This is a genomic window from Acinetobacter sp. LT1, from assembly GCF_059800965.1.
The window spans coordinates 1-18081 of record NZ_JBBAXE010000003.1; the positions used below are offsets into that span (position 1 = coordinate 1).

At 39.2% G+C, this 18081-nt stretch carries 12 protein-coding genes and 1 pseudogene; 2 read left to right on the plus strand and 11 right to left on the minus strand.

The window, feature by feature from the left end; genetic code table 11:
• The 4 genes from WBW42_RS03225 to WBW42_RS03240 all read right to left on the minus strand — a co-directional run.
• On the minus strand, positions 1-2439 hold a 2439-nt coding region (locus tag WBW42_RS03225; RefSeq protein WP_498478327.1), incomplete at its 3' end, for an Ig-like domain-containing protein.
• 457 nt (positions 2440-2896) lie between these two features.
• On the minus strand, positions 2897-4399 hold the full coding sequence (locus WBW42_RS03230; protein ID WP_002116022.1) for a cation:proton antiporter: 1503 nt from the start codon (positions 4397-4399) through the stop codon (positions 2897-2899).
• A 236-nt stretch (positions 4400-4635) separates the two neighbouring features.
• Entirely contained in the window at positions 4636-5535 is a 900-nt protein-coding gene (gene ypfJ, locus WBW42_RS03235; protein WP_032056621.1) for a KPN_02809 family neutral zinc metallopeptidase, read from the minus strand.
• Positions 5536-5562: 27 nt separating this feature from the next.
• Positions 5563-6492 carry a DUF808 domain-containing protein gene (locus WBW42_RS03240; protein ID WP_032056622.1) on the minus strand — a complete coding sequence of 310 codons (930 nt, stop codon included), beginning with the start codon at positions 6490-6492 and terminating at the stop codon, positions 5563-5565.
• Between the two features lie 208 nt (positions 6493-6700).
• Between WBW42_RS03240 and trpS the strand changes: the two genes are divergently transcribed.
• Positions 6701-7714, plus strand: coding sequence for a tryptophan--tRNA ligase (gene trpS, locus WBW42_RS03245; RefSeq protein ID WP_002116097.1), 1014 nt, complete (start codon positions 6701-6703; stop codon positions 7712-7714).
• A 351-nt stretch (positions 7715-8065) separates the two neighbouring features.
• Positions 8066-8221 (plus strand): annotated as a pseudogene (locus tag WBW42_RS03250) (flotillin domain-containing protein); the annotation flags it as partial.
• A 282-nt stretch (positions 8222-8503) separates the two neighbouring features.
• Here the strand turns inward: WBW42_RS03250 and WBW42_RS03255 are convergent.
• From WBW42_RS03255 to WBW42_RS03285, 7 genes are all read right to left on the minus strand, one after another.
• Positions 8504-9235, minus strand: a complete 732-nt coding sequence (locus WBW42_RS03255; RefSeq protein ID WP_032056623.1) for a hypothetical protein — start codon at positions 9233-9235, stop codon at positions 8504-8506.
• A 646-nt stretch (positions 9236-9881) separates the two neighbouring features.
• Positions 9882-10772, minus strand: coding sequence for a succinate--CoA ligase subunit alpha (gene sucD / locus WBW42_RS03260; protein ID WP_000114637.1), 891 nt, complete (start codon positions 10770-10772; stop codon positions 9882-9884).
• Between the two features lie 14 nt (positions 10773-10786).
• Entirely contained in the window at positions 10787-11953 is a 1167-nt protein-coding gene (gene sucC, locus WBW42_RS03265; protein ID WP_001048573.1) for an ADP-forming succinate--CoA ligase subunit beta, read from the minus strand.
• 147 nt (positions 11954-12100) lie between these two features.
• The gene (gene lpdA, locus WBW42_RS03270; RefSeq protein ID WP_002116053.1) at positions 12101-13534 is read right to left on the minus strand and encodes a dihydrolipoyl dehydrogenase; all 1434 of its coding nucleotides are present in this window, start codon (positions 13532-13534) and stop codon (positions 12101-12103) included.
• Between the two features lie 61 nt (positions 13535-13595).
• Positions 13596-14789, minus strand: a complete 1194-nt coding sequence (gene odhB, locus WBW42_RS03275; RefSeq protein ID WP_032056625.1) for a 2-oxoglutarate dehydrogenase complex dihydrolipoyllysine-residue succinyltransferase — start codon at positions 14787-14789, stop codon at positions 13596-13598.
• On the minus strand, positions 14789-17629 hold the full coding sequence (locus tag WBW42_RS03280) for a 2-oxoglutarate dehydrogenase E1 component (RefSeq protein ID WP_032056626.1): 2841 nt from the start codon (positions 17627-17629) through the stop codon (positions 14789-14791). Before WBW42_RS03280 ends, odhB begins: the two co-directional genes overlap by 1 nt.
• A gap of 157 nt (positions 17630-17786) precedes the next feature.
• Positions 17787-17915 (minus strand): hypothetical protein, encoded by a 129-nt coding sequence (locus WBW42_RS03285; RefSeq protein WP_002116082.1) that lies wholly within the window; start codon positions 17913-17915, stop codon positions 17787-17789.
• Between the last annotated feature and the right edge of the window lie 166 nt (positions 17916-18081).

Sequence of the window (18081 nt, forward strand, 5' to 3'; positions counted from 1 at the left end):
GCCATCAGGATATGTCACAGTCACTGTAGAACCAGGTTCTGCTGTACCGCTCACTGGGTCAGTTGCATTGATTGGATCAAGTACAGGTGCATTTGGTGCGGTGGTATCAATTGTTACCACTGCTGTATCTGTACCTGCATTGCCTGCTGCATCTGTTGCAGTCACGGTAATGGTGTGTGGACCATCAGTTAATGCAGGAAGTGTATTGTCTGCAAGCGTCCAGGTGCCGTCACCATTGTTCACTGCCGGATAATCAACACCATCCACGTTCACAACCACAGTAGCTGTTGGATCGTTCACTGTACCGGTTAACGCAGGTGTACTGTCATTCGTTAATAGATCAGTTATAACAACTGCTGGTGCAACTGCATCAACAGTAGCTGTACCTGGTAAAGATGGGTTGCCTGCTGGATCTGTAGCAATTGCCTCAACTTCGTCACCATCATTAAGGCCAGGGTTTGGTACTGACCAGCTGCCATCCGGTCCTGCTACAACTGTTGCTGTGTCACCATTAGGATAAGTTACTGTTACGGTTGAACCAGGTTCTGCCGTACCTGTAATCGGGTCTGTCCCGTTAACCGGGTCAATTACTGGTGCTGAAGGAGCAGCTGTATCCAGTGTATAAGTTTGTGTATCGTTAACTGTGCTGCTATTACCTGCTGCATCAGTGAAGGTTACTTTAGCATCAATCGTTTTATCAGCATCAGCAACCAAACCGCTACCTGGTACACTTACTGTCCATGTACCTGCTGCACTGTCTACAGTTGCAGTATAAGTTACCCCATTAATAACAACTGTAACGGCTGTAGTAGCCGCATCTGAAGGAACGTTTTTCAATACACCTGTAACAGTGACATTGCCTGACGCTTCTGATGCATTAATTACATTATCAGAAGTAACAGGATCAACTGCAAAGTTAACACCAGCTGTATTTGGTGCAGCTGTGTCAACAGTCACAACACCTGTATCAGTACCTTTATTACCTGCTGCATCAGTTGCAGTCACGGTAACAGTGTGTGGTCCATCGGTGAGTGTTGGCAATGTATTGTCTGCAAGCGTCCAGGTGCCGTCACCGTTATTTACTGCAGGATAATCAACACCATCAATAGTAACCACAACAGTCGCTGTTGGGTCACTTACAGTACCTGTTAATGCAGGAGTATTATCATTAGTAGAAACATCTTCAAGTACAACCGTTGGTGCAGTCGTATCAAGTGTATAAGTTTGTGTATCGCTAACCGTACTGCTGTTACCTGCTGCATCTGTAAACGTTACAGTAGCATCAATGGTTTTATCTGCATCAGCCTCTAAGCCATTGCCGGGCACATTTACTGTCCATGTTCCTGCTGCACTATCTACAGTTGCAGTATAAGTCACCCCATTCACAACAACTGTTACTACAGTATTGGTTGCATCTGACGGAATATTTTTCAAAACACCTGTAATAGTGACATCACCAGCCGCTTCTGATGCATTAATCACATTGTCAGCTGTTACAGAATCAACCGAAAAATCAACCTCATCCGTATTAGGAGCAGCAGTATCAATCGTATAAGTTTGTGTATCTTTAACAGTACTGCTATTACCTGCCGCATCTGTAAACGTTACAGTCGCATCAATGGTTTTATCTGCATCAGCTGTTAAACCACTACCAGGCACACTTACTGTCCATGTACCCGCTGTTTTGTCTACAGTTGCATTATAAGTTACCCCATTCACAACAACTGTTACTACAGTATTGGCCGCATCTGCTGGAATGTTTTTCAAAACACCAGTAATCGTGACATTACCTGCTGCTTCTGATGCATTAATTACGTTATCTGAAGTAACAGGATCAACAGAGAAAGTGACTCCATCTGTATTTGGTGGAGTGGTATCAGCAGGTGTTGAGTCATCATCATTATCACTATTCGATGCTGCAGCGATAATACCGCCCGCAACTAAAGGAATAGCTGCCCACAACCATGGGTTTACACCCGCATCGTGATAAAGTAATGGTTCAATTGAAGAAATAGGTTGGTAAATAACATCAGATACCAACTCTTGTGGTGCTTCTGCCGGTAAAGCAGCAGGTAAATCCTCAGCTACCAGAGCTTGTGGTTCAACATCACTGTCTGCGTCAGCGTCCGCATCAGCATCGGCGTCCGCATCATTTTCAGCATCTTTGAATTTTGCCCAAATCAACTGTCCATTTTCATCTTGAAAAACAAGACTGTTATCTTTAGGCTCAGCTGTTCCACTAAAGAAGCCTTCAATAACAATAGTCTCGCCATTTTTCAGGCGAATGACTGCATTGGTACCCTCCCTATTCACTACCAATACATCACTGGCAGCCACTTTTACCAATACGACCGACGCTTCCGAAAGCTTTGCAGAAGTTCCCTTGATTGTTGACAAGGTATCGTGACTATCCTTGGCAATAATTTGTATTTCAGGCATATCTGTATTCCTTTTATATTATTGATTTAAATGATTTTATGTATAATTCTTTTTACTTAATCTTTCTAAGTTTTTGACCTATAACTTAAAAACATTAAGTAATGTGATCATTTTTACATTAAACACTTTAAAATAAAAAAAACAAATACTAAAGTACCTAAAGAAAAAATTTTAATTAATAGAAATTATATATAAGTCTTAGTTAAGTTTTTCTTATGTTAATTTAATGAAAAATTACGTTAAACGTTTTATATATAAAACAAATTTATTGTTTTTCTATTTACCATTTGTTGAAAAATCATTTAATTAAAATATTCATATAACAATTATTAATATCTTAATAAAATAAAATATATTATTAATGATATATATAGAAAAAAAAGGCTTTAGGTAATATTTTACTATTACACTAAAACCTCATTTTTAAATATCTTATAAATTTTAAAACTATTTATATTTAGAAATTATCTGGACTCTCAAATCTTTTTACTTCTTGTAACTTATTCGGGTCATGCATTGTCGCAATTCCATCCTCAGTTTTTTGGTCTACAAGAATATCTGGATTATAAACGGTGATTGTTTCTCTACCCAGCGCATCCTCTCCCACAATATACTGAAAACCTCTTCGGTTCATCTTATGGCACAACCTTTGATAAAAGCCTTTTAAGCCTTCAGTTTCTTCGTTGGGGTTGTAATAAAAAGCATTCATCACAGCTGGTAAGCCTAGGCCGCACACAATACCTGATAACAATACACTAATAAATGTATATCCAATCAGGATACTACTATAGGGACTTAAGGCAGGGATATTGGCTACTGCCAAAATCAATGCAAGTGAAATTCCTCCTCGTACCCCACCCCAAGATAAAATAGTCAAACTACCGTTGTAGCTTTTAGTTCTACGCATTGTGGGAAAAAAAGCGAAAGCCATAAAGTTGGCAGCAAAACGAGAAATATGAAGGATAAAGAACGCAACAATACCGCCTAAAATCAGGCTAAAGTTTAGATCAAGAATAAATAACTCTAAGCCAATTAAAGTAAATAAGAATGAGTTAATAATTCCTTCTACAGTGTGCCAGAAATGGTTAACTTCTTGAATCTCTCGCTCTTCTCGTATTTCCTTCCATTTGTTTCCAACAATTAAACCGCCAATTACACAAGCAATCGGTGCTGATGCATGCGCAAACAAAGCAACCAAATATGCTCCACTTGCAAGTAAAGCTGTTGTTAAAATCAGGGACTCCATTTCGTGTTTACCACGTAATAGACGCAACACCCCTACCCCAAATGCCCAACCAATCCCGACGGCGACAACAATTTCATAAAGTAGAGCTTCTAATGTTGCCACCAATGAAAAATGTTCACCCTGTAAAACATTAAGTAAAGTCATAAACAATGCAATACACATTGCATCATTAAATAATGATTCACCTTCTAGCTTAACAATTAAATGATGTGGTGCTCGAATCGAACTAAGTACACCTTTAATACCAATTGGGTCTGTTGCCCCTAAAGCTGCACCTAAAAGTAATAGCACCAGAATTGGCACATGATATCCAACCAGTAACTGGAATCCGTAAAGTAAACTACCAAATAATACGGCGCAAAGTACTAAGGCAATTGTTGCCAAAATACTAATTTGCTTCCAATAACTTTTTAGATCTGAAATTTTAAATTTGAGTGCAGAAGAAGTTAGAATAAAACAAATAACACCATTAATTAAAAAATCATAAAAATCGATATGGCGTACTGCTTCTTCAATATTATGAATGTTAATGGTAATAAATTGGTTACCATTTAGTAGGCTGGCACCCCACTGTAGAATAAAGACAAAAATTGCTGAGACCAGAGGAACACCAATCGCCTGTGGAAAGCCTAAAATACGCTTATTAAAGATTGTGGTTGCAATTGATAGTGCAAAAACCACTGTAAACGCTTGTAATAGAAAAAAATTACCCATGAATACCCTTCTTCTGGGTCAATGACCAAATGAACAACTTTGCTAGATCGACCAAACTTAATAAAAAGCTGACATAAACAATGCCATAATCATAAAAATAGAAATTAGGACACAAGTTTACCGAATTGATTGAACAATCTATCAATCTGTTAAATTTCTTAACATTATTTATAGTTATGATCTAAAAAAAGATGAGCTTATTAAATTATGTTTAACAAGACTCATCCTATAAAATTTTAAACTGGATTATTAAAAGTATCACATTGGTTAATATCACCAGTTTTTAAACCAACCTGAAACCAATGCATTCGCTGTTCACTACTACCATGAGTAAAGCTGTCTGGAACGACCTGCCCCGTAGAGCGCTTCTGTAAATAATCATCTCCAATTTTTTGAGCAGCATCCATCGCTTCTTCAATGTCACCTTGCTCTAAAAATTGAGTTCGCTGTTGATTATGACTCGCCCAAATACCCGCTAAACAGTCAGCTTGCAATTCTTGACGAACAGATAATTGATTACCTTCTCTTTGGCTGACTTGTGCACGGGCTTGCTGTACTTGTGACGAAATACCCAGCAAGGTTTGAACATGGTGCCCTACTTCATGTGCAACCACATAAGCTTGTGCAAAATCCCCAGCTTGATCTTCTCTAGAAAGTTCAGTTTGGTTCTGCTCACCAGAAATTCCCATTTGCTGACGCATATCTTTAAAGAATTCTGTATCGATATAAACTTTCTGGTCTGCCGGACAATAAAATGGCCCCATAGCAGATTGAGCTGTGCCACATCCTGACTGAATCATTCCACTAAACAAAACTAATTTAGGTGGCGTATAACTTTTACCTAACTGTTTAAATATAGGGGTCCAAGTATCTTCTGTATCAGCCAAAACCGTTCCAACAAAATCCGAGGCTTCTTTTTGCTCGGCCGTTAAACTTTCTGGCGCAGTTGCATTTGATTGTTGTGAAGCAGTAACTTGCTGCGTTGCTTGATAAGCCTGTTGTGGATCAACACCAAAGAACTTCCACGCAACAAATGCAACAACCAAACCAATAATACTGATACCACCGGCTCTAACCCCGCCACCACCTCGACGGTCCTCAACATTGCTACTAATTCGTCGACCTTTCCAGCGCATAATTTCCCTCTTCTTTTTAGAATGGCATCATGAACCTGATGCTTTTTTAGGCCACATTTTTTGTATTAAGCTCACAATTAATAGAACAATTGCACCTGCAACAAGTCCTATTCCAAAGTTAATCAATGTTGGTGTTAAAGCACCAATAATATTACCCACTGCTGGTATTGTTTCCACATGATCCACTGTGTCTTCAGTTAAGTGATGAAGTAATGGAATCGTATGATTAATAATCCCGCCACCCACTAAAAACATTGCAATAGTGCCCACAATTGAAAGTAATTTCATCAAAATAGGAGCAAAAGCTAATAGGCCTCGACCTATAGTTTGTTTAAATGAGGTCGACTGTTCTGTTAAATATAATCCCAAATCATCAATCTTAACAATCATACCAACCAGGCCATAAACGCCAATCGTCATTACAACTGCAATAACACTTAAAACGCTTAACTTTGTCATTAAAGTAGCCGTAGCAACTGTACCGAGCGTAATCACCACGATCTCAGCCGATAAAATAAAATCAGTTCTTACTGCTCCTTTTATTTTTTCTTTTTCAAAAGTTGCTAAGTCTAATTCTTCATTTTCAAGCTCTGCTTTTGCTTCCTCTGATGTAGAAGCTTTTTTATGCATAATCGTATGAAGAACTTTCTCTACGCCCTCATAACATAAAAATAAGCCCCCGAGCATTAATAGCGGATTAATAAGCCAAGGTGCAATCACACTAATCAACAATGCTAAAGGAACTAAAATAAGCTTATTAACAAATGAGCCTTTAGCCACTTTCCAAACAATAGGTAGTTCGCGATCTGCGCGCACACCTGTTACTTGCTGAGCATTTAAGGCCAAATCATCACCTAAAACTCCGGCAGTTTTCTTGGCTGCCATTTTGCTCATTAAAGCAACATCATCTAAAATTGTTGCTATATCATCTAGTAATAAAAGTAAGCCACTCGCCATTTCTTATCCAAGTTTGTATTTATTAAGGCTATTGTAAGATGATTTTTTTGAATTTCTGTAATTTTACTGAATAAATTCACAATATTATTTTAAGAAAAGTTTCCCCAATCGCTGACGAAAAAAATTTATTTCCCGTACAATAATGCCAATCTTTTATATTACAGGGCTTACTACCCCTGATTAAGCCAATACGATAGTGGAATAAATAATGAGTAATGTTGATCAGCGTCCAATTATTTTGACAGGCGACCGCCCAACCGGACAACTTCACCTTGGGCATTTTGTCGGTTCTTTGCGTTCTCGTGTAGGTTTACAGGATAGCCATCATCAACATCTCTTGTTAGCAGATGCACAAGCATTAACAGATAATGCAGATAATCCAGATAAAGTTCGTCGTAATATTCTAGAAGTTGCTCTAGATTATTTAGCTGTAGGCATTGATCCAACAAAAACTACTATTTGTGTTCAATCTTGCTTACCAGCACTCAATGAACTCACAATGCTCTATCTTAACTTTGTGACAGTTGCGCGTTTAGAACGTAACCCGACCATTAAATCTGAAATTCAAATGCGTGGTTTCGAACGTGACATTCCAGCTGGTTTCCTCTGCTACCCTGTTGCACAAGCGGCTGATATTACTGCTTTCAAAGCAACTGTGGTTCCAGTGGGTGAAGATCAGATTCCAATGATTGAACAAACGAATGAAATCGTACGTCGAGTAAATCGCCAAATCGGTCAAGATCTTTTGCCTGAATGTAAAGCGTTGCTTTCTAATATGGCACGTCTACCAGGTTTTGATGGTAAAGCGAAAATGTCTAAATCATTAGGCAATACCATCGTTTTAAATGCTTCTGATAAAGACATTAAAAAAGCTGTTAATGCGATGTACACCGATCCAAATCACCTTCGTATTGAAGATCCAGGTCAAGTTGAAGGCAATATTGTATTTACTTATTTAGATGCATTTGATCCAAATAAAGAAGAAGTTGAAGAATTAAAAGCTCACTATCGTCGCGGTGGTCTTGGTGATGGTACGGTTAAAAAACGTCTTGAAGGTGTCTTAAAAGAGTTAATTACACCTATTCGTGAACGTCGCGAAGAACTTGCTAAAGATCCTGACTATATTATGGATGTTTTACGTCAAGGTACAGATAAGTGCCGTCTTATTACTCAACAGACTTTAGACGAAGTTAAAGATGGTTTAGGTTTATTTAAATTTTAATCCTTTTTGAAAACTAAAAGCCCTTCGGGGCTTTTTTTTATTTATTAGATTCAATAATATTTATTTTTTAGAATTACTAATGTATTGATAGCCATTCACAGGCCTTTACCCTATTAACGTGAAGTAACACTTATTAACGCTAATAGCGATGAAGAATATCTTATCTTTATCTATTATCCTCTATGTAGGTTACATCATATGAGCCTCACGACATTTCTCCTTAAACCGAAACTGTTTTTACAGATTCGTTGTTCTACGCAATGATCACCCCAATCATTGCGTATTTTTTTGCCTATAATAATGTTGGCAATTTAGGTTGAAATTCAACTGATTTACAGTAATGTTTCTTTTGAAAATGCTCAAACTTCTTTGTCTGATCAAGTGGTGAATAGCGCGCTACGCTATCGCTCACAAGCACCTTTGATTGATAACTTAATAAATGAATTGGGCTTACAGGGTGGTGATGTCAATGGTTTGACTCAAGGGTTGAAACCAAAAGCTGAGTAAGGGTGATACACTCTGTTTAGTACTCCTATTTCAATGTAGACCGAAATGCTAAATGTTCGATCTACAATTTTCATCTTCCGTTTCACCCATTCCTATGGTGAAAATGAGTAATTAGATACCAAGTTCAGTATAAGGTTAGCAAAATATCAAACAGGGCATCTCTTCCCTTGAATTAAATCTCGCGTTGAAAAAGTATAGCGAAACAGATGCCCAACGTTTAATAAGAGAGGTGCTGACTGCTAGCGACCTCTCGATGGATGAATAAACCTGAGGAACTAAGCTTTATGGACTAGAAGCTGGTAGTAAAGAAATTTGTTTAAGAGGCTCGCGTTTTGCCCCAAGTTCGCGAAGCTTTTCCATAAAACTAGATTCCTTTATTGGTAGACCACCAATGATTTTCCCTACTTCAGCATTGATGATAGCAGCAACAATCAATCCACCGATTGCTCCCCCTGCAGCGCCAGCTCCTGCGGCTTGCCCGTAGCTCATATTTCCTGAGGAAAAGTTCTTACCAATTATGGCACCAGTAGCGCCTCCTACTGCGCCAGCTGTGGCAAAGGATACTAGACTAACCTTATGGGATGCAGACTCTTTAGTATAAGCTAGAGTATTACACGTCACATTGTCAGATGGAACTTCAACAGGTACTGCCTTTGTTGTGAAGTAGCGATAAATTTTGACTGGCTCCTTAGGGTCTTTTGGTAAGTAAAAGCCACCATCAGTTGCTGCAGGTTGTCCTGGAATTGATGGATAGTCTGGGCTTCGAATTGAAATACTACCAGGTGCCCCTCGAAAGAACGTGCCCTTTTCATCTATCTTTTCTGACCAATATGGTCCCCGTTCTAGACGAGTGGTCCACTCCACATTAAGTGGACCATAGAGCCCTGTAGTTGAAAGAGGCTCTTTGAGGAAAATACAAGTAAGTTCAACTGGTGTCTGTAACTTTTCTGGATTTGTGGCACACCCCGAAATTAAAGTGCAGAAGAGAATCACACTAGATATTTTCACATACATGATGATTACCTTTGTCATTGATATTTTTGTAAAGATACGATTAGTCTACTAGATTTTATTTAGTAGACTAAGTCCATGAATACTCCAATTATATTTCCCAGTAAAAAAACTAATATCTCCATTGGGGTTTTAAGATTAAAATCTAATGAATGAGACTAAACATTTCTCTTAAAAAGGTAATATTTATAAGCGATTGAATATTAAGTTATTTATGAAAATTAGTATTAGTCATAAGGCTCTTCTTTTTCATCTTAAAGAATGAAAATAGACAATATGTGGAATTTAAATATCATTGAAAAAAATTAATATTTTTTTTCAATTCTAAAATCACGTCATCTTCACCATACAAGTACTCATCACCTTCAGGACATATAACGCTAGAATTAGCATCATACTTTCTATTATCTCTTCCTCTGAATTTAAGTCATCAAGAAGAACTTCTATTCTTTGTGTATTCTTGATAGAGATATCATTTTTATCTATAAATTTTTCGATACAATAAATTAACTCTTCTCTACTCATTTATTTTTCCCTTGAATTAATTATGTTAATTATTCAATGTTCTACTAGAATTAATATCATTTCATTTTAATAAAAAACCCCAATGTCTCCATTGGGGTTTTTTTAAAGATCAAAATCTAACGAATTACGCTAAACCTTTCTCTTTTAAAACTTGCAACATAGTTGAACCAAGCTCAGCTGGGCTACGAGTGTAAGCCATACCTGCTTTTTCAAATGCAGCGAATTTCTCTTCAGCAGTACCTTGACCACCAGAAATGATCGCACCAGCGTGACCCATACGCTTACCTTTAGGAGCAGTTACACCAGCAATGTAACCTACTACAGGCTTAGTCACGTTAGATTTGATGAATTCAGCAGCTTCTTCTTCCGCTGTACCACCGATCTCACCGATCATGATGATTGCATCAGTATCTGGATCGTCTTGGAACAATTGAAGCGCTTCGATTTGGTTCATACCTGGGATTGGGTCACCACCGATACCGATACAAGTAGACTGACCTAAACCAAGCTTAGTTGTTTGAGCAACAGCTTCATAAGTCAATGTACCTGAACGCGAGATGATACCAATACGACCTGGTTGGTGAATATGACCAGGCATAATACCAATCTTACATTCACCCGGAGTGATCACGCCTGGACAGTTAGGGCCAACTAAACGAGTACCGTTACCGTTAGTTTCTAAGTAGCGTTTTGCTTTAAGCATGTCGATTGTTGGAACACCTTCAGTGATCACAACGATTAGGCCAACACCTGAATCAACCGCTTCAACGATTGAGTCTAAAACGAATGGAGCTGGTACATAGATTACAGATGCATCTGCATTTGTTTCACGTACAGCTTCTTTCATTGTGTTGAATACTGGTAGGTCAAGGTGAGTAGTACCGCCTTTACCTGGAGTAACACCACCAACAACTTTTGTACCGTAGTCTAAAGCTTGTGCAGAGTGGAAAGTACCGTTTTTACCAGTAAAACCTTGTACCAATACTTTAGTGTCTTTATTAATTAATACGCTCATGATTGATACTCCCCTTACGCTTTAACTGCAGCTACAACTTTTTCTGCGGCATCAGACAAGCCGTTCGCAGAAATTAATTTCAAACCAGATTCATCAAGTAATTTAGCACCTAACTCAGCGTTGTTACCTTCTAAACGAACAACAACTGGAACAGTTACGTTTACTTCCTGAACCGCTGCAATAATCGCTTCAGCAATCATGTCACAACGTACGATACCACCGAAGATGTTGATTAAAACACCTTGTACAGATGTATCAGCAAGGATGATTTTGAACGCTTCGATTACGCGCTCTTTAGTTGCACCGCCACCAACGTCAAGGAAGTTTGCAGGCTGACCACCATAAAGTTTAATGATGTCCATAGTTGCCATTGCAAGACCAGCACCGTTAACCATACAACCGATGTTACCTTCTAAAGCAACATAGTTAAGATCAAATTCAGATGCTTTTAATTCACGCTCATTCTCTTGAGATTTGTCACGTAAAGCAGCAACTTTAGGTAAACGGTAAAGCGCGTTAGAGTCGATACCTACTTTCGCGTCTACACATAAAATTTCGCCATTTTCACGAACTGAAAGTGGGTTAATTTCAAATAAAGCAAAATCATTTTCAACAAATGCTTGGTAAGCAGCTGTCATGATTTTTACAAATTGACCGATTTGTTTGTCTTTCAAACCTAAAGCAAACGCAACTTCACGTGCTTGGAATGGTTGTAAGCCAACTAATGGATCAACTTCAACTTTGATAATTTTTTCTGGAGTTTCTTCTGCAACTTTCTCGATTTCTACACCACCTTCTGTAGAAGCCATGAAAGTAATACGACGGCTAGAACGGTCTACAACCGCACCTAAGTAAAGCTCACGCTCAACTGGGTATACGTCTTCAGCAACAATAATACTGTTTACTGGTTGACCATTTGCATCTGTTTGATACGTTACAAGACGAGTACCAATGATATTGTTTGCAAATTCGATAACGTCTTCTTTAGATTTTGCAACTTTAACGCCACCAGCCTTACCACGACCACCAGCATGAACTTGCGCTTTCATTACCGCGAATTTACCACCAAGCTGTTCAAATGCAGCAACTGCTTCGTCTGCATTGGTAGCCAAGATACCTTCTTGTACTGGCATACCATATTCTTTCAATAACGCTTTAGCTTGATACTCATGTAAGTTCATTTAGTTACCTACTTAACTTTGTTTGTTGTCTTCAATTTGCGCAACATTCTCATGTTACATATGCAAATTGCTGTCTACGTCTTTCACCTTGATGCTTTTTTAATCACACCATCGAATGTGAAAAAGAGCGGAGAACCGCTCTTTATTTTATTTACGCTTACGTTGAATCGCGTGAATTGCACGACCATCTACAGCAAGTGCAGCTTCATGAACAACTTCAGAGAATGTTGGATGACCAAATGTCATTAACTGAAGATCTTCAACAGAAGATACAAATTCAAGAGCGATCATACCTTGGTGTACGATATCAGATGCCGCAGGTCCAATAACATGCATACCTAATAAACGGTCAGTTTTTGCATCAGCAACAAACTTAACAAAACCAGCACCTTCACCCGCCGCTAAAGCTCGACCATTTACAGCAAAACCGAATTGACCAGTTTTAACTTCATGACCTTTTTCTTTAGCTTGTTCTTCAGTTAAACCAACCCATGCCGCTTCCGGATGTGTATAGATAACAGAAATGATTGTGTCATAGTTCACTTGAGCTGCATGACCGTGAATACGCTCAACAGCCATTACGCCTTCTTCCATTGCTTTATGAGCAAGCATTGGACCGCGAACCAAGTCACCAATCGCGTATACACCTTCTACAGAAGTTGCACAGTGATCATTTACTTCAACTAGACCACGTTCAGTCAATTTAATGCCTGAATCATCTGCCAATAAACCTTCTGCATAAGCTTTACGGCCTACACAAACGATTAATTTGTCAAAAGTCTGAGTTTTTTCTTCGCCGCCTTGAGTGTATTTAACAGTCACTTCACGACCATTAATTTCAGTACCAGAAACTTTAGCACCGATACGAATATCAAGACCTTGCTTAGTTAAAAGTTTTTGGTAGTCTTTTGCCAAAGCTTTATCAGCCATTGGTAAGAATGCATCCATTGCTTCAAAAACAACAACTTCAGCACCAAGACGACGCCAAACAGAACCAAGCTCTAAACCGATTACACCTGCACCAATTACACCTAAACGCTTAGGTACTTCTGGGAAGTTCAATGCACCAGTTGAATCAACAATAATATCTTGATCTACAGGAGCTACTGGAATATTTACAGGCACAGAACCAGACGCAAGAATAACGTATTTAGGTTCTAAAACTTGAGTTTCACCTTCATGAGAAACGAACTCAACTTTTTTACCAGCAAGTAATTTACCAGTACCTTTTAACCATTCAATGCCATTGCCTTTAAGCAATTGATCGATACCACCAGTTAATTGGTCAACAATTTTGTCTTTACGAGCAAGAAGCTTAGCAAGATCAAAATTCACTTCACCTGTAGTGATACCGTGATCAGCTAAGTGATGTACTGTATCTTCGTAACGGTGAGAAGAGTCAAGTAATGCTTTAGAAGGAATACAACCTACGTTTAAGCATGTACCACCCAAAGATGGCTTACCGTTGTGAATACGTTTTTCGATACAAGCGACTTTAAAACCTAGTTGAGCAGCGCGAATTGCAGCTTCATAACCACCAGGACCACCGCCAATAACAACAAGATCAAATTGTTGAGACATTGTTTATCTCCATGGTCCGAGATAGAGGATCACTCTACCTCGGTAATATTATTCGAAGAAATTAAAGATCAAGGATGAGTTTAGCTGGCTCTTCTAACAATTCTTTGATTGCTACCAAGAAACCTACAGCTTCTTTACCATCGATCATACGGTGGTCATAAGAAAGTGCTAAATACATCATTGGCAAGATTTCAACTTGACCATTTACAGCCATAGGACGCTCTTGGATTTTGTGCATACCCAAGATACCAGTTTGTGGCTGATTCAAAATTGGAGTTGAAAGTAATGAACCGAAAGTACCACCGTTAGTGATTGTGAAAGTACCACCAGTCATTTCTTCGATAGATAATTTACCATCACGTGCTTTAGCAGCATATGCACCAATACCAGATTCAACTTCTGCATAGCTCATACGATCAGTATCACGTAATACTGGTACAACAAGACCACGATCAGAAGATACTGCAACACCGATGTCGTAGTAACCGTGATAAACGATATCGTCGCCATCAATTGAAGCGTTTACAGCTGGGTAGCGTTTAAGCGCTTCAGTTGCTGCTTTAACGAAGAATGACATGAAGCCTAAACGAGCGCCATGACGTTTTTCAAAAGCATCTTTATATTGCTTACGCAATTCCATGATTGGCTTCATGTTAACTTCGTTGAATGTAGTTAACATTGCAGTTTCTTGAGTTGCAGCAAGAAGACGCTCAGCTACACGTTTACGTAAACGAGTCATTGGAACACGTTTTTCGATACGCTCACCAACAGCTACACTTAACGGAGTAACGTTAGCAGCTGGTTTAGCTTGATGGTTTGCAACATCTTCTTTAGTGATACGACCACCACGACCAGTACCTTGTACGTCAGCAGCAGCAATACCAGATTCAGTTAATGCTTTACGAACTGCAGGAGCTTGATCAGATACAGTTTCTGTACGCTCAACAACAGGCGCTGCACCAGCTTGAGTTTGAGCAACTGCTTGCTCTACTGCAGGAGCAGCCGCTGCTGCACCAGCACCAGCTTCAAACTGAGCAATTACTTCGTCAGAAAGAACTGTATCGCCTTCATCTTTAATGATTGCAACTAAGCTACCATCAGCAGGAGCAACAACTTCTAAAACAACTTTGTCGGTTTCAATATCACAGATTACTTCATCACGTGATACAGGTTCACCCACCTTTTTATGCCAAGTTGCGATGGTGCCATCTGCAACAGACTCTGGGAATACCGGTGCTTTAATTTCGGTTGCCATTATTGAGAATCTCCTGATTGTTCAGCTTCGATTGCCAATGCATCATTAATTAGCTGAGCTTGTTGTTTTGCATGCAAGTACGGTGAGCCACAAGCTGGTGCAGCAGAAGCTTCACGACCTGCAAAACTGATACGGATTTGTTTGCCAGATTTTAAGATATCGTCATATAAACGCGGTGCAATAAATAACCATGCGCCTTGGTTCTTCGGCTCTTCTTGTGCCCAAACAAGTTCTTTGACGTTTGGATATGCAGCCAAGATTTCCGCAAGACGTTGCTCTGGGTATGGATACAACTGTTCAATACGTACGATTGCAACATTAGTTAAGTTTTGTTCACGACGTTTTTCAAGTAAGTCGTAATAAACTTTACCGCCACAAAGTACAAGACGAGTTACATCTGACTTGTTAATTTGATCGATTTCATCAATTACAGTTTGGAATGAACCATTTGCAAGCTCTTCTAAAGTAGAAGTCGCAAGCTTATGACGAAGTAAAGATTTCGGTGACATTACAATCAATGGCTTACGAATTGGGCGTACAGCTTGACGACGTAATGCATGGAAAATCTGTGCAGGTGTCGTTGGAGTGATCACTTGCATGTTGTCTTCAGCACATAACTGTAAGAAACGTTCTAAACGAGCTGATGAGTGTTCTGGGCCTTGACCTTCGAAACCGTGTGGTAACAACATTGTTAAACCACAAACACGTTCCCATTTAGTCTCACCAGAAGCAATAAACTGGTCAATCACAACTTGAGCACAGTTTACGAAGTCACCAAATTGTGCTTCCCAAATAATCAAGCTCTTAGGAATTGTAGTTGCGTAACCATATTCGAATGCAAGAACTGCTTCTTCAGATAAAAGAGAGTCATAAATCGCAAAACGTGGTTGGTTCTCTTTCACATGACAAAGTGGAATGTACGTTGAACCATCAGCTTGGTTATGCAATTTCGCATGACGGTGTGAGAAGGTACCACGACCCACGTCTTCACCAGTAATACGAACTAGATAATCTTCATCTAATAAAGTTGCATAAGCTAAAGTTTCTGCTGCACCCCAGTTTAATGGAGTTTCACCAGTTTGCATTTTTACGCGGTCTTCAATTACTTTTTGAACCTGACGCTGCATTACAAACCCTTCAGGAAGTTTGCTCATGCCCTCGCCTAATTCTTTTAAGCGATTTAAGTCAAATGAAGTATCCCAATCGTCTGTGTAGTCATGGCCCAAATATGGAGTCCAATCAACAAACATTTTGGTATTTGGTTCAAGAATCAATGCATTTGCTACATGATTACCCGCTTCTAGATCAGAACGGTAATCTTCAACCATTTGGTCTGCTTCAGCACGATCAAGTACTTTCTCTTGAACAAGTTGATCAGCATAAAGTGTACGAGTAGTCGCTTTCTTCGCAATTACTTGATACATCAATGGCTGTGTACCAGATGGCTCATCTGCTTCGTTATGGCCACGACGACGATAACAGAACAAATCGATAACAACATCTTTACGGAATTCGTGACGGAAATCATGTGCTAATTGAGTAGCAAAGATAACAGCTTCAGGATCATCGCCATTTACATGGAAAATTGGCGCCTGAATCATTTTAGCAACGTCTGTACAGTATTCTGTAGAACGTGCGTCACGAGGATCAGAAGTTGTGAAACCTACTTGGTTGTTCACAATAATATGAACTGTACCACCAACCGTATAGCCACGAGTTTGTGACATCTGGAAAGTTTCCATGTTCACGCCCTGACCTGCAAATGCCGCATCACCATGAACAATAACTGGTAAAACGTCATCACCGCCAATGTCTCTACGACGTACTTGACGTGCACGTACAGAACCTTCAACTACAGGACCAACAATTTCCAAGTGAGATGGGTTAAATGCCAATGCCAAGTGAACTTCGCCGCCTGGAGTCATTACATTACTTGAGAAACCTTGGTGGTATTTAACGTCGCCAGAACCTTTTTTATGAATTGATTTACCTTCGAACTCACCAAATAAGTCCGCAGGGTTTTTACCCATAATATTCACAAGAAGGTTTAAACGGCCACGGTGTGGCATACCGATAACAACTTCTTTACAACCTACAGCACCAGCACGCTGGATAATCTCGTTTACCATAGGAATAAAAGATTCGCCGCCTTCAACACCAAAGCGTTTAGCACCGACGTATTTATTACCAAGATATTTTTCAAGACCTTCTGCAGCAGTTAAACGCTCTAAGAAGCCTTTCTTTTGGTCATTTGAGTAATTGAATTTACCACGGGCACTTTCAAGACGTTGTTGAATCCAACGTTTTTCTTTTGTGTCCACGATATGCATGTATTCAACACCGATCGAACCACAATAGATTGCTTCCATTGCTTCAATCATTTCAGCAAGCGTTGCTTCGCTTTTGCCGATTTCAAGATTGCCGGTATTGAATACAGTGTCTAAATCTGATTTGGTTAAACCGTGAGCTGAAAGATCTAAATCTGGAATCTCTTCACGCTTAGCAAGACCTAATGGATCTAATTTAGCTTTTTGATGTCCGCGATTACGATAAGCAGCAATAAGTTGTAAAACGCCAATTTGACGACGCTCATGCTCAGTACTTACAGTACTTTGTACAACAGGTTGAACACGATTAGCATTACGTCCTAGTAATAGGAATTGCTCACGCACAGCGCTGTGTGGTTGGTCACCCTTTGGATATTTATCGAAATATTGGCGCCAGTCCTCAGCTACAGAGGTTGGGGAAGTCAGGTACTGCTCGTAAAGTTCTTCAATATACGCTGCACTATCAGCGGAAAGTTCAGTGTCAAGACGCAATGCGTCAGCAACTTCTTGCATTTGTGGACCCATTTCCTATTGCAAAAAATATTACAGGCTGCCTTTTAAGCACACCCATGATGCATAATGCCAAATTGGTAAAAAAGGCATTACTTACCCAACAGGTCTCTAAGACCATGGGGCGTCATACTACCTAGAGAGAAAACTCCATAGGTAATTAATGAATCACAACGCCCTCAATGGCATCATCACTCACCTTATACTCGATTAAAACCGAGCAATTTTTTGCAAATCTTTTTAGAAAAATTAACTTTAAAATTAACTTTTCTAAAATGACTTTAACCATAAAAATTAAGCACAGATCTAAGATCGTGCTACTTAAATTAATTTCACTAGTATACGCTTTTTTCACCTATAACTTTGTGGCAAATCGTATCATGTTCTTAAACAACGATTGATTTTTTTGACACATACCACCTATAAATTGGCGAAATACATAAGCGATTTTATCT

Coding starts and splice junctions, on each gene's coding strand:
- WBW42_RS03255 (WP_032056623.1), bottom strand. CDS start 9,235: ATGTATGTGAAAATATCTAGTGTGATTCTCTTCTGCACTTTAATTTCG.
- WBW42_RS03240 (WP_032056622.1), bottom strand. CDS start 6,492: ATGGCGAGTGGCTTACTTTTATTACTAGATGATATAGCAACAATTTTA.
- WBW42_RS03280 (WP_032056626.1), bottom strand. CDS start 17,629: ATGCAAGAAGTTGCTGACGCATTGCGTCTTGACACTGAACTTTCCGCT.
- odhB (WP_032056625.1), bottom strand. CDS start 14,789: ATGGCAACCGAAATTAAAGCACCGGTATTCCCAGAGTCTGTTGCAGAT.
- sucD (WP_000114637.1), bottom strand. CDS start 10,772: ATGAGCGTATTAATTAATAAAGACACTAAAGTATTGGTACAAGGTTTT.
- WBW42_RS03230 (WP_002116022.1), bottom strand. CDS start 4,399: ATGGGTAATTTTTTTCTATTACAAGCGTTTACAGTGGTTTTTGCACTA.
- WBW42_RS03285 (WP_002116082.1), bottom strand. CDS start 17,915: ATGGTTAAAGTCATTTTAGAAAAGTTAATTTTAAAGTTAATTTTTCTA.
- lpdA (WP_002116053.1), bottom strand. CDS start 13,534: ATGTCTCAACAATTTGATCTTGTTGTTATTGGCGGTGGTCCTGGTGGT.
- sucC (WP_001048573.1), bottom strand. CDS start 11,953: ATGAACTTACATGAGTATCAAGCTAAAGCGTTATTGAAAGAATATGGT.
- ypfJ (WP_032056621.1), bottom strand. CDS start 5,535: ATGCGCTGGAAAGGTCGACGAATTAGTAGCAATGTTGAGGACCGTCGA.
- trpS (WP_002116097.1), top strand. CDS start 6,701: ATGAGTAATGTTGATCAGCGTCCAATTATTTTGACAGGCGACCGCCCA.